Genomic DNA, 13,132 nt, shown 5'->3' on the forward strand with positions numbered 1-13,132 from the left:
TTGGGAAAAGTTGCGTAATGGCTAATAGTGTATTAAATATAATTAAAATTGGTGGCAATATTATTGATGATGAGCACCAATTGGATTCTTTTTTAGAAAAGTTTTCCGCATTGTCAGGAAAGAAAATTCTTGTCCACGGCGGGGGTAAAATTGCGACTCGTTTAGCCAATGAATTGGGGATTCAAGCCCAAATGATTGAGGGACGTCGTGTCACAAATGAGGAAATGTTACGTGTGGTAACGATGGTATATGCTGGATTGACAAACAAGACTATCGTTGCCAAACTACAAAATCTGAAATGTGATGCTGTTGGATTAACAGGAGCGGATGGTGATGTTATAAAAGCTATAAAGCGTCCCGTTAAGGATGTCGATTACGGTTTTGTGGGTGATTTGCTCCATGACTCTGTGAACACCCTTGCGATTAAGAAATTTCTAGAAGCCGGGTTTGTTCCTGTATTTTCAGCGATTACTCACAATGGCCTTGGTCAATTGCTTAATACCAACGCGGATACCATCGCCTCCTCATTGGCGGTGTCTTTGGCTTCGTTGTATGAAACGTCTCTGGTTTACTGTTTTGAGAAGAATGGTGTTTTACGTGATGTAACAGATGAGAATTCTGTCATCCCAACCATCAAGTCTGAAGAGTTTGAACAGCTGAAGGAATCCGGTGTCGTTCATGAAGGAATGATTCCTAAGCTGCAAAATGCATTCAATGCTATAAATAAAGGTGTTCAAGAGGTCTATATTGGAAATGCTAATAATTTGCATTTATTCCAGCAAGGGCAGTTTGGTACCTGTTTGACATTAAAATAAAAATCTAACCTAAACCTAACGATCGCTATGAAAAAGGTCACCATTATCGGAAGTGGTAATATCGGTCTTTCTTTGGCAAAGGGACTTGTAAAAAGTCAATTTGCGCATGCTGCTGATATTACATTGACAAGGAGAAATCTGAACGCTTTGGCCGAAGAAGCGAGCCGTGGCTTTTCAGTAAGCAATGATAATAAAACCGCAGTACAGGGGGCTGATATTGTCGTCTTTGCTATCTTACCGCAACAGCTTAAAAAGGTGCTGCTAGAAGTAGCCCCTGTAATTGAAAAGACAAATCAAATTTTTGTGTCCATTGTATCGGGAGTTTCCTGTGCTGATTTAAAAGCAGAGTTGGGTGAGGATGCCACGGTAATACGTGCGATGCCAAATACGGCAATAGCAATAGGTCAATCAATGACATGTATTGCCAGTGACAATGCTACGGACGATAGTTTGAAAGAGGTTGAAAATATGTTTGAATCGGTGGGTTCAGTGGTTGTCATTAATGAAGATCTCATGACATCGGCGACGGCATTATGTGCGTGCGGTATCGCTTTCTTTCTTCGTGCTATTCGTGCGGCTTCACAAGGCGGAGTTGAAATTGGATTTCATGCACATGACGCACTTAAAATGGCTGTTCAGACCGCAAAGGGGGCTGCTGACTTGTTGCTGCATACCAATGCTCATCCTGAAGGAGAGATTGATAAAGTAACCTCACCAAAGGGCTGTACAATTGCGGGACTAAATGAGATGGAACATAACGGTTTTAGTTCTGCCTTTATAAAAGGGATTAAGCTGTCTGCAGATAAGGCAGGAGGATTGTATCATGAAGGATAAGGAATGCCTGTTTGAGGATGCCTTAAATCTTTTGAAACAATTAATTGGATTATCCTCTTTAAGTAGAGAAGAGGAACTTACAGCAAATCTTATTTATGGTTTCTTTGAGGAACGAGGCATCAAAACCTATCGAAAGGGCAATAATATTTGGGTGTATAATGCCCATTATGATCGTGCTAAACCAACAATACTGCTCAACTCTCATCACGATACAGTAAAACCAAATACAGGTTATACAAGGGATCCGCTAAAGGCTACGGTAGAGGACGAGAAATTGTACGGTCTGGGAAGTAACGATGCTGGTGGCTGTCTGGTTTCTTTGATCGCAACTTTCTTGTATTTTTACCAGCAATCGGATTTAAAATATAACTTCTGTCTCGTTGCAAGCGCCGAAGAAGAGATTTCTGGTAGGAATGGTATAGAATCTGTTTTGGATGAAATTGGTCCTATTGATTTTGCTATTGTGGGGGAGCCCACCTTGTTGGATTTGGCTGTTGCAGAGAAAGGATTGATGGTATTGGATTGCACCACTGTGGGAACCGCTGGACATGCTGCGCGTGATGAAGGAGATAATGCGATCTATAAAGCGATCAAAGATATTGATTGGTTTCGGAATTATTTATTTGAGAAAACTTCACCAACCTTAGGTCCAATTAAGATGTCGGTAACAGTTATTCAGGCGGGATCGCAGCATAATGTTGTACCGGCTACTTGTAGCTTTGTTGTTGATGTGAGGACTACAGACGCTTATTCGAATGAAGAGACATTAGCTATTATCAAAGCTCATGTGAAATCGGAGGTCTCAGCGCGTTCGACACGTTTGAAGTCGTCTTCGATTTCTGACACCCATCCAATCGTTAAAGCGGGTATTGCACTGGGACGTAAAGTTTATGGCTCACCTACGATGAGTGATCAGGCTCTTATCCCTGTTCCCTCTTTGAAGTTAGGGCCTGGCGATAGCGCACGCTCACACATGGCGGATGAATTTATTTATATTGACGAGATTAGGGCTGGAATAGATCTCTATATCGGCATGTTAGAAATGATAGTATAAAAAAAGCTTCCATTTTTGATGGAAGCTTTTTTTATACTAGACCAAGCTGATTTGACGTTTTATACTCTCTTCTAGAGAGATAATGGTCTCTGTACGTTGGATTCCAGGCACAGATTGAATATCTTCATTCAGTACTTTTCTGAGGTGCACTGTATCTCTACAGATTATTTTGGCAAAAATACTGTATTGGCCAGTACAATAATGTAATTCGACCACTTCTTTGATTTCTTTCAATTTATCTACTGCATCTGCATATTGTGAACCTTTTTCAAGATAGATACCCAAAAAAGCCGTAATATCAAATCCGACTTTTTGAGGATTGATAATCAGATTTGATCCTCTAATGATACCTAGTTCTTCCATCTTCTTCATTCTAACGTGAATTGTACCACCTGATACGATTAGCTTTTTTGCTATTTCGGTATAAGGAATAGAGGCATCGTTCATTAGAATAGACAAGATTTGGATATCCAAATTGTCTAGATCATAGTTTGCATATTGATTTTCCATTAACAATGGGTTTTGTGTTCATTAACTGGCCGTTGCATCAGAATCGGACCAATAGCTAAAATAATTAAATTTATTTCAAAATTACTAAGAATTTTCGGTTTATAGATGTAAATTTAATAAAAAATACGAATTGATATTGATAATGTTATATGTTTTTGATAGAAAGTGGTTATACTTATTTTAGCGCATATTTTGTTGTTGGATAAGTAATTGCTATCATGGACGATAGCAATATTGGGCTAGATTATTTAAGTATATATTGCGAATAATTAAAGAATATCGATTTACTGTACTATAAATTTGATGATTTTGTTTTATCGTATGATCATTTAAAAATTTGAACGCCATATTTTGGTAGAGTAAATAAAATAAAGCGGAAAAGGAGATGGAAGAAGTTCAAGACGTAAAGATTTCGAAGAAGAAACCAATTTTTGAAGTTGGTGAGGGACTTCATAAATATCTTAAGCTGTATCAGCGCGATGAAAAGCTGCCAATAGGATATAAGGATCTTCTGAATTTCACGGAAACAGTACCTGTCATGGATAAATTTGGCAACGACACCTTTTGGGAGACTCCACTATATCCACCCTACTTTATGGATCAATTGTATGACGGACTAAAGGTGATTTATGCAAAATTGAAAGCATCGGGTAATACGCGTATAGTACAACATAAATATATTGATCGTGTAGAATATTGCGGTTTTGGTAATACGAAGCCATTTCGTATACGGATCGTAAATCGTCTAAATGATGTTTACGATTATTTCTACATCAAACAGGCCGACGCGTCGAGAATATATGGATTGGAGCTGGAAGAAATATTGTCTCCCAATCAGGTAAATTACATGGTAGACCACGATACGCTGGTTGAAGAACATATTGTCGGAATCCCTGGAGATACGTTTTCAAAAACACGGATGTTTTCTCCGGATTATAATTTGACCCGAATTTCCAAAGAGTTTGTAAAATTTAATGAGAGATGTATTATTACCTTATTGGGTGATATGCGAGCCTATAATTTCGTCATGCAGATTACGCCTGATTTTGATGATTTTCAATTTAGAATTAGAGCTATTGATTTCGACCAACAGTTTTATGAGGGGAATCCGAAAGTTTATATGCCTCAATTTTTTAAGGAAAACCTTCCCTATGTTAAGCTGGCCATGGAACATTTGAACGAAAAGACAGTATTACAATATCAACAAGAGGAGCGTTCTTCCATTGTACACAGAGTTCGAAGCGAAAGACACCGAATTGCTGATTTGAGGGATGCTTCGCAGACGCAGGTACTCTCCACTTTAGAAAATATTAAACAGCTACGCGAGGGCTATGCGGAATTCTATCAGAATAACTCCTACCTCAAATGTAAAACGATGACCGATATCGTCGAGTTAAACGTAAAAAGTGTGATTCGTCAGGTGCAGATGTAATTACTTGACGCGATCCTTATTGTCTTTGATGAAGGAGGACCATCCTGAGTAGGATTTACTGCTGCCAGATACCGCATTCTTCTGAAAAGAATGGCACACAGCAATTGCCAAGCCGTCAGTAGCATCTAGAAACTGAGGTGTTTCTTCAAATTTCAATAGATTCTTTAACATTGCAGAAACCTGCTCCTTCGTGGCATTTCCATTCCCTGTGACAGATTGTTTTATCTTTCTTGGAGAATATTCAAAAATCGGAATATCTTGTGCAAGTGCTGCCGCCATGGCAACACCCTGTGCTCGTCCTAACTTAAGCATTACCTGTATGTTTTTGCCATAGAACGGTGATTCGAGTGCTACACAGTCGGGATTATATTCTTGCATCAAAGCAGAGGTTTTTTTGAAAATACGTTGTAGTTTTAGTGCCTGATCATCTAAATGGCCCATTTTGATCACACCCATGGAGATCAGTGATATATTATTGCCCACTTCTTTGATGATACCATATCCGAGTACGACTGTTCCAGGATCGATTCCTAAAATTATTCTTTCTTTCGCCTTTTCCTTCTGCATATGCAATAATACAAATTTTGCGTTTTATTCGTGGATTGCATGCGACAAAACTTAATCATTTGGCTAAAATTTAGTAACATTGCTCTCTAATTATCAAAAGTTGACTGGAATACAAAAAAAATACGTCAGTCTTTTATTGAAGATATTGGTGTTCGCCCTAGCGACCTGGTATATCGTCGTGAAAGTATCTGATAAAAATAATATTGAGAAGTTTAAGACACTAATTGCTGGCTTGGAACAACATTCTGTTGCATGGACGCTTGTCCTGATCGTAGTATTAATGCTTGTCAATTGGTTGCTTGAGGTCGTAAAATGGCGATACCTCGCATCTAAATTGGAAAATATTTCTTTTTGGAGGGCATTTCAGTCAGTTTTTTGCGGACTCTCATGGGCTATTTTTACCCCTAATAGGATTGGAGAGTATGGCGGGAGGGTACTTTTTCTACAACCCAAGCATAGGGCTAAGGGCGCTGTGGCGATGGGAGTAGGATTATTTGCGCAATTGGTTTTGACAAGTGTTGCCGGCGCGTTGAGTATTGCTTGGTTTGTCTGTAGATTTCTTTCGCCCCCTTTATCGGTACAATTTGGCGTATGGCTGCTCGCTATAATCTATGCTGCTGGATTTGTCATATTATATTTCAACGTAAAATGGATTGACTTGTTGGTCGGTAAAATTAAGTTTTTGACCCGTATTAAACCTTTTTTTGAAGTATTAGAGCATTATTCAATGTCCGAACTCAGTATTGTTCTTTTAAATTCCTTAGCACGATTTATTATCTTTACATCTCAGTATATCATCTTAATGAAGCTTACATTGCCTGAACTGCCGCTGTTATCCATGATTCTGATGATTTTTATCCTGTTTTTTGTCCAGGCCGCCTTACCAACATTGGATATTTTTGATTTCAGTGTAAGAAGTTTTGTAGCAAGTAATCTATATAGTTATATCACGACACAAGAAATAGCTGTCATGGCTATTGTTTCCTGTATTTGGTTTGTGAATTTGATTCTTCCGGCAGTATTTGGTTCTATTTTTGTTTTTAAGATTAATTTTTTCGGTGATACAAATACTTAACTATTTATTGATCAGTTTTGCTTGCGTTTACGCAATCCTGGTTTTATGGATGCGTAGAGGCTGGGCTTTAATCCCAGTACCCAGCAATCTTATTCAGCCAACAAAAGCGATTTCTGTGATTATAGCTGCGCGGAATGAAGAGCTAAACATAGGCCGTACCATTGACTGCATATTGGCGCAGAATTATCCGGCAGCACTCTTGGAGCTTATTATTATTGACGACCATTCAGACGATAATACGTCGTTGATTGTGAAGAAATACGCTGGAAAAGGGGTGAGGCTAATTCAATTGAATGAAAATGGTCGTTTGAATTCATACAAAAAACTGGCAATTTCAAGGGCTATAGCATGCTGTAAGGGCGAAATTATTATAACCACTGACGCAGACTGCCGTATGGGACCAAATTGGTTAGCAACGGTCGTCGGTACATTCGAAAAAGAAAATGCCTATTTACAGTCTTCTCCAGTAGTGTATTCAGAAGAAAAGGTATTTTTTGAACGACTCCAGACCTTGGAATTCCTTTACTTGATAGGCCTTGGCGCTGCGGGTATTGGAAATAAGAAACCAACAACTTGTAATGGGGCGAATCTGGCATATCGGAAAGATATTTTTGAACAGATGGGTGGATTTAAAGGAATCGATGAGCTTGCCTCGGGAGATGATGAACTTTTCTTACATAAAGTCGCAGAACAGTATCCTGAAAAAATAACGTTTTGCAAATCAAAAGATGCTATTGTTTACACGGATGCCAAACCAGATCTAAAGTCATTTATCAGTCAGCGCCGACGCTGGGCTTCGAAAAGTACTAAATATAAAAATAAAGGTGTGATCGCCTTGGGAATTTCCATTTGGTTTTTTAATGTATTGATTTTAGTTGCTTTGGTTCTCGCTCTTTTTGGCGTAAATTTCGTTGCCTGGGTCGTACTTTTTGCATTGCTATTAAAGATGATCGTCGAATTTCTTTTTATTCGGCCCTTAACTGTATTCGCAAGCAGAAAGGAACTCTTATGGTATCTGCCTTTACTGAGCTTAGCGCATATCTTTTACCTAACTTATATCGGTATATTGGGTAATGTTGGGAAGTATGACTGGAAAGGTCGGCAAGTCAAATAATTTTTTCCTATTTTTCGACCCTCAATCTTATGGCTTCTTCAGCTGATTTTACGATTTCCTCAATTGTCTTACCTTCCGTATCTAAGGGATTGAGTACCTCCCACGTCATATGGAGAAACGGTGTCAGTGGGTACATCCCATATTGTACCATTTCGTAGGACCCGGTGATGGCAACCGGAACAACGAGTGCATTTGGATTTTTCTTTAATAATGTGGCAATTCCACCAACATGGAAGGCCTTCATTTTCCCCGTCTTTGATCGCGTTCCTTCCGGAAAAATAAACGCCGACCAGTTTTTGGTTTTCATATTGTTGGCGAGTTTCAGTATCTCGGCAATAGATTGTTTGGGGTCATTGCGATCGATATTTGCGGCGCCGCCATGTTTCAGGTTAAAGGAGATGCTCGGTATACCACTAGCAAGTTCTATTTTGGAAATAAACTTCCCATGAAATCTACGTAAGAAATAGATCATTGGGGGGATATCAAACGTACTTTGGTGATTGGCTACAAACACAATGGGCTGTCCCGTTGGAATATTTTTATTGTCGATAAATGTCACGCGGTTAAAGAGCGTGTAATAGGAAGCGACAAGACAGGCATTTAATATATCTACACTCCTTTTATGGGCATTGTATCCTCCTAGCTTCAAACATAGCCACTGTATGGGGTGGAAGATAATCAAGGATAAACCAAAACAGAACCAAAATATTATAGATAGGAAATAGCCTAAAAACTTCTTCATAAACGTTATTTAATGATACAAATATATCATTAAGCAATGGTTTTTGAAAGATATTGATTTTATAGTGTTTTGTTTTAACATTATTAATGTTATCTTTAATAATGTTAATATACATATTGTTTAATGAAAAAAATACCAATTGATTGTCCCTGTTGTGAAGCGAAGTTAAAGGTTTCTAAGTTGGTGTGTGACTCCTGTGAGACTGAGGTTGTCGGTAAATTTTCATTGCCCTTACTCATGCAGCTCACTGTCGAGGAACAGGAATTTGTCATGAACTTTTTGAAGTATTCAGGAAGTTTAAAAGAAATGGCAAATCAGATGGGAAAATCCTATCCGACAGTCCGTAATATTCTCGACGATCTGATTTATAAATTGAAATCTCTTGCTAGTACAACGACCTATACAAACTCGCCGATTAAGGCTGATAGCGGTGCAAAAGGGCGATGATACATTGGAGGGAGCTGATAAAAATGGAGATCCTCTTGTTGGGTATCTTTGCGATCGGCAGCTTGTTATCCCTATTTTATCACTTCAATTTGTTGGTGAGGGGTATGAATGTGATCGTTAACAATAAGAAAATGGAGATCAGTAAACTATTTGTGGCATTATATTTTATATTGGATCTAAGTAACAGTTATATTTTTAGTAAAAAATGACAATGAGAAAAATTTTGTACCTATTTATCATTTATTTCCATTTTTCATGTTCCCATGCACAGACATTTGATGGCTCATGGAAGGGCGAGGTAAGTGTTTCGGGGCAGAAGTTGCTACTGGTATTCAATCTACAGCAAGATAGCACAGGAAATTGGAATGGAACCTTTGAAAGTCCAATGCAAACTTCACAAAAATTTGCAATAAGCCAAATACGGATCCAACACGATTCTATTTGGATGGATGTGAAAAATATCGGTTTAGCTTATGCTGGTTTTTTGGATCGGGACAAAGATGTGATGAAAGGCGGCATGAAGCAGGGAACTTTTGAATCTGCGATGATTCTGGTTAGGAGCGAAAATGAACAGAGTGGACTGTCTCGTAAGCAGGATGTTTTTCCTCCCTATAACTATATGGAAGAGGAAGTATCATTTAAAAATAACAAAGGTAATTCATTTTTAACGGGATCCTTAACCTATCCAAAGGGTGAGGGACCATTTCCTGCAGTGGTATTGGTCAATGGTAGTGGACAACAGAACAGAGATTCTGAAATGTTTGGCCACCGACCTTTTAAGGTTCTCGCTGATCATCTTACTAAAAATGGTTTTGCGGTACTGCGTTATGATGACCGCGAAATAGGTGGATCGAAAGGCGAAGTGAATTTAGCGACAACGATCGATTTTGCTTCTGATGCGAGCGCCGCAGTAGATTTTTTAAGCAAAAAAAACATCGTTGACGTTGATAAAATCGGGATGATTGGCCATAGCGAGGGTGCTTTAATTGCTGAAATAGTCGCATCCGAGAATGATAACGTAAAGTATATTGCACTGCTATCTGGACCGGTATTAAAAGGAGACTCATTGTTAATCTTACAGAGTTATGCTTTAGGAAAGGCGGGTGGATTGTCGGAAGCGGCATTAACGATCAATAAAGCAAACAACAGAAAATTATATACTATTTTAATGAGGGATGAACCACCAAAGGTTTTGGCTGAAACTTTGGAACAGGAACTTATTCATCAAAATAACAACAATCCGTTGACTCCCGATATGAGAATTAAACTCAGTCCGATGATGAGTCCTTGGTTTATGACTTTTCTCAGAATTGATCCGGCTTATTATCTGAAGCAGCTGAAAGTACCTATTTTTGCTTCTTTTGGCGGGAAAGATGTTCAGGTGCCTGCAAATGAAAATATTTATAGCCTTCAGCGTCTGCACCTAAATACGACAGATGTGACAATTAAAAATTATCCAAACTTAAACCATCTTTTTCAAAATACTCAAACGGGTAAAATCGAAGAATACTTTGAGAATTCAGAAAGCTTTAACGAGCAACTGATGGATGATCTGACAAAGTGGCTTAAGATGAAGACCAAGTAATTCATTATCTATCCGCATAGTTTTAAACAAAAAGAAGGTAATTTAGCCGCTTATTAAATTACCTTCTTTTTGTTTTTGTACTGATTTTAAGTTGGGGCAGATCGTATACTTACTAAGGTGTTGTATTCGCTACAGGAAGTATTTTTCCATTAAAATAGCGATGTCCATTTTGAGCGAAATCCGCGATATAGCGTCCCATTTCGAAGGCCAATGTACCGGCTTCAACACCCGGAAAAGCGGCCTCAAACATTTCAGTCTGAGAAGATCCCAACGCTAAACAGTTAACCTTAATTCCCTTTTCCTTAAATTCTTCTGCCAAACACTCTGTGAGTATCGATAATGCTCCTTTGCTGGCTGAATATGCTGAAAGACCAGAAAACTTCATGGATCCCTGGAAGCCGCCCATGCTGCTGATATTTACAATATGTGATCCTGCATGCATCATGGGGACAACATGTTGTATCATATTAACGTGCCCCATTACATTGATCTGCAACATTTCAGCAAAATCTTGTCCATCAGTTTCCATAAATGGCTTATAGATGAGTGCACCCGCATTGTTTATCAAAATATCAACCTTATCAAATTTTGACTGAATGAAGGGGACTAGCGTAGCATAGTCGTCGTAGACAATATCAAATTGGGCAGGATATAACGCTCCGCCATCAAAATTGAGTTGGCCTGCAATTTCGTGAAGCTTTCTTAGTTTGTCCGCTGATCTAGCCAATGCAATTACGTTGTTGTCCTTTTTAGAGGTCAAATCCAATACCGCTTCAAATCCAACACCACTGCTGGCTCCTGTAATAATAATATTTGCCATGTTATTCTTCTAGTTTTTGACTTTGTTCAACTTCTTCGACAGTAGGCAATTTATCTTCTCCGATGGCTTTGGGATGGAAGATATAATAAATTCCCGAAAGCGCAACGAGAGCAGAAATAATATAAAATAACAATGTGATTAATACCGCATTGTGTGAGTCGACATGAAAGATACCAGCTCCCCACATAATCACAAGTTCACGCATGCCTAAACCTCCAACGGAAAAGGGGATGATTGAAACTAGTGAAGAGGCTAGGAATAAAAACAGGTAAGGGGAGAATTTGCCGCTAAAACCCAAAGCATAAAGTATGAGGATAGCTGCGATAACTTGCATCGACTGTACGCCGATGGCCTTTAAATGCGCTTTTAAAAATGTTGATTTGTATTCCTTAAAGAACTTGGTGACGATAAAATAATAGAGAATGCTCCCTAAAATAAATAAAATAATGGTCAGATAGTTTGGAATTCCCAGCTGTGGCATATAGGTTACCAGTGCTGCAATGATAAGGCATAATGCCCATAAACCACTTAATCTGTCTAAAAATAGAGCCGTAAATAGTTTTCTTCCTTTAATATTAAATCGTTTCCTGAGGAAGAATATCTTGTATCCATCTCCGCCCACACCACCAGGTAAAATAAGGTTATAAAATAGACCGAGTTGATACAATTTTAAATTATATCTTTCAGTGACATCCAGGCCGATCGCTTTTAAAAACGTCAATAAGCGCGAAGAGGAAATAAAAATAGAGATACTATACGCGACTAAAGCAAAGAATAGATAAAGTGGGTTGGAATGGATGATGGCTTCTTTTAGATCTTTTACCGATACCTTGCTGAATACCCAATATAAGGCGCCCACCGTAACAACAATCTTTGCTATATTTTTGGCTATTTTGAGCCCCTTCTTTCTATCCATATAAAGTTATGCGTTCAATCCTCTTCGGCTGTAATTAGCGATTTGGCGAATCCAAAGTTAGAAACTTTGTGGAAATGTGCAATTGTGCTTAAGCAATCGTTGGGTAAATTCTTGAATACAATAATATCAAATACAAAATACCAAAGATAGTCGCGAGCGAAAATAGCCAATTTAGGTCAATTCTGTTATATTTGTGCTTGAGTACAGCAATCATTAATCCAATGATGATGCAAAATAATAAAATAGGCGCTAAAAGGGCTATCTTATTCGTAAATGCAAGGCTTATCTGATCCAATTTGCTTTTTGCTTCCTGTCCTAAGAAAAGCGGATAAGTAGCAAAGGCCAATAAAATGACAAATAACCGCAATAGAGTTTTTGCTATTATTTTGCTTATGGTATGATTTTTGGCTGTAATCTTCATGATTTGTGAATTAATTTACTCCAAAAATACAATTTGAAATTAAAATTTATACATATGAATCGATTCGTTTTATCATTAGCAACTGTTTTTGCTACCGTGACCTTATTTTCTTGTGGAGCACAAAAGCAAGGTACATCAACTGGAAATCCTTCTTCCAATACGAGTGCAGCTTCTGGTCCAAGCGCTTCTGATTGGAAATCTGCCGTTAAAGGAACTTGGACATTGAATACAATCGATAGAGAGAATTTACCATCTTCATTCACAATTAAAAGTGTTTTTGAAGAAGCCCCTGCAGAATGTTTTGTAGGCAGTACATGGAATTTTATTGGAAATGGCAAGGGGTCAATTACCTTTAACGCTCAGGGAACTTTGTGCGCTCCAGGTGCATCACGCGAGATCTTTTGGTCTATCTATAATCCTGGAAAAGGTCTAGGGGAACCACAGTTTCAGTTAAAAAAAATCTATGCAGGCGACAAAGCAAAGAACGTAACGACTGGTTATCGCTTAGATTTATCTTATTCGGATGGGAATAAATTAGTTATGCGCATGCCATTGACAGTTGCTAATGGAGAGGCGTATTTAGTCTTTAATTTCACGCGCTCTAATTAATCGCAAAACGATAAAAGTAGAAAAACATTAAGCTATAGGATTTCCTATGGCTTTTTTTGTTTAAAATTTAATACTTTTACATTCCCAATTCATTATGATTATTTACGCCATAGCTGGGGGGATTCACAACATTTTGAAGCAATGTATGCATAGAATCTTGTGGACGGATACGCTTATCGTAGATATGATGA

Annotated in this window: 14 protein-coding genes; 9 read left to right on the forward strand and 5 right to left on the reverse strand. The window is 38.3% G+C overall.

The features are described from left to right. The first annotated feature begins 17 nt into the window (after positions 1 to 17). Genes argB through B3E00_RS11530 form a run of 3 tightly spaced genes read left to right on the forward strand, consistent with a single transcriptional unit; the run spans position 18 to position 2,703 of the window. Positions 18 to 815, forward strand: coding sequence for an acetylglutamate kinase (argB, locus tag B3E00_RS11520; RefSeq protein WP_293884702.1), 798 nt, complete (start codon positions 18 to 20; stop codon positions 813 to 815). Positions 816 to 842: 27 nt separating this feature from the next. After that, entirely contained in the window at positions 843 to 1,649 is an 807-nt protein-coding gene (gene proC / locus B3E00_RS11525) for a pyrroline-5-carboxylate reductase (RefSeq protein ID WP_293938481.1), read from the forward strand. Then, positions 1,639 to 2,703 (forward strand): M20 family metallo-hydrolase, encoded by a 1,065-nt coding sequence (locus B3E00_RS11530; protein ID WP_293938483.1) that lies wholly within the window; start codon positions 1,639 to 1,641, stop codon positions 2,701 to 2,703. Before proC ends, B3E00_RS11530 begins: the two co-directional genes overlap by 11 nt. Positions 2,704 to 2,739: 36 nt before the next feature. On the opposite strand, the gene B3E00_RS11535 is transcribed toward B3E00_RS11530, so the two are convergent. Next, positions 2,740 to 3,213, reverse strand: a complete 474-nt coding sequence (locus B3E00_RS11535) for an Lrp/AsnC ligand binding domain-containing protein (protein ID WP_046674894.1) — start codon at positions 3,211 to 3,213, stop codon at positions 2,740 to 2,742. A gap of 385 nt (positions 3,214 to 3,598) precedes the next feature. Here B3E00_RS11535 and B3E00_RS11540 point away from each other — a divergent pair, with 385 nt between their 5' ends. Next, complete coding sequence (locus B3E00_RS11540; RefSeq protein ID WP_293938484.1) at positions 3,599 to 4,645, forward strand: hypothetical protein; 1,047 nt, start codon at positions 3,599 to 3,601, stop codon at positions 4,643 to 4,645. Here B3E00_RS11540 and ruvC read toward each other — a convergent pair whose 3' ends face one another. Next, a complete protein-coding gene (gene ruvC, locus B3E00_RS11545; protein WP_209577727.1) occupies positions 4,646 to 5,212 on the reverse strand; it encodes a crossover junction endodeoxyribonuclease RuvC in 567 nt (188 codons plus the stop codon). It lies immediately after the preceding gene. A 100-nt stretch (positions 5,213 to 5,312) separates the two neighbouring features. On the opposite strand from ruvC, the gene B3E00_RS11550 reads away from it, so the two are divergent. Both B3E00_RS11550 and B3E00_RS11555 read left to right on the forward strand, forming a co-directional pair. Further along, positions 5,313 to 6,287 carry a lysylphosphatidylglycerol synthase domain-containing protein gene (locus tag B3E00_RS11550; RefSeq protein ID WP_293938486.1) on the forward strand — a complete coding sequence of 325 codons (975 nt, stop codon included), beginning with the start codon at positions 5,313 to 5,315 and terminating at the stop codon, positions 6,285 to 6,287. Beyond that, positions 6,271 to 7,401 carry a glycosyltransferase gene (locus tag B3E00_RS11555; protein WP_293938488.1) on the forward strand — a complete coding sequence of 377 codons (1,131 nt, stop codon included), beginning with the start codon at positions 6,271 to 6,273 and terminating at the stop codon, positions 7,399 to 7,401. The genes B3E00_RS11550 and B3E00_RS11555 overlap by 17 nt, the downstream gene beginning before the upstream one ends. A 7-nt stretch (positions 7,402 to 7,408) precedes the next feature. Here the strand turns inward: B3E00_RS11555 and B3E00_RS11560 are convergent, their stop codons facing one another. Continuing rightward, positions 7,409 to 8,143, reverse strand: coding sequence for a lysophospholipid acyltransferase family protein (locus B3E00_RS11560; protein ID WP_293884696.1), 735 nt, complete (start codon positions 8,141 to 8,143; stop codon positions 7,409 to 7,411). Positions 8,144 to 8,266: 123 nt separating this feature from the next. On the opposite strand from B3E00_RS11560, the gene B3E00_RS11565 reads away from it, so the two are divergent. Together B3E00_RS11565 and B3E00_RS11570 are read left to right on the forward strand one after the other, a co-directional pair. After that, positions 8,267 to 8,590 carry a DUF2089 family protein gene (locus tag B3E00_RS11565; protein ID WP_293938490.1) on the forward strand — a complete coding sequence of 108 codons (324 nt, stop codon included), beginning with the start codon at positions 8,267 to 8,269 and terminating at the stop codon, positions 8,588 to 8,590. Between the two features lie 211 nt (positions 8,591 to 8,801). Beyond that, positions 8,802 to 10,175, forward strand: coding sequence for an alpha/beta hydrolase family protein (locus B3E00_RS11570; RefSeq protein WP_293938492.1), 1,374 nt, complete (start codon positions 8,802 to 8,804; stop codon positions 10,173 to 10,175). Positions 10,176 to 10,287: 112 nt separating this feature from the next. On the opposite strand, the gene B3E00_RS11575 is transcribed toward B3E00_RS11570, so the two are convergent. Further along, positions 10,288 to 10,995, reverse strand: coding sequence for an SDR family NAD(P)-dependent oxidoreductase (locus B3E00_RS11575; protein ID WP_293938494.1), 708 nt, complete (start codon positions 10,993 to 10,995; stop codon positions 10,288 to 10,290). A 1-nt stretch (position 10,996) separates the two neighbouring features. Continuing rightward, positions 10,997 to 11,911: a lysylphosphatidylglycerol synthase transmembrane domain-containing protein gene (locus tag B3E00_RS11580; RefSeq protein WP_293938496.1), complete on the reverse strand. Its 915-nt coding sequence runs from the start codon at positions 11,909 to 11,911 to the stop codon at positions 10,997 to 10,999. 475 nt (positions 11,912 to 12,386) lie between these two features. On the opposite strand from B3E00_RS11580, the gene B3E00_RS11585 reads away from it, so the two are divergent. Next, positions 12,387 to 12,941: a lipocalin family protein gene (locus tag B3E00_RS11585; protein ID WP_293938498.1), complete on the forward strand. Its 555-nt coding sequence runs from the start codon at positions 12,387 to 12,389 to the stop codon at positions 12,939 to 12,941. The last annotated feature ends 191 nt before the right edge of the window (positions 12,942 to 13,132 follow it).

The sequence above is a fragment of the Sphingobacterium sp. UBA5996 genome, from assembly GCF_002429765.1.
GTDB lineage: Bacteria > Bacteroidota > Bacteroidia > Sphingobacteriales > Sphingobacteriaceae > Sphingobacterium.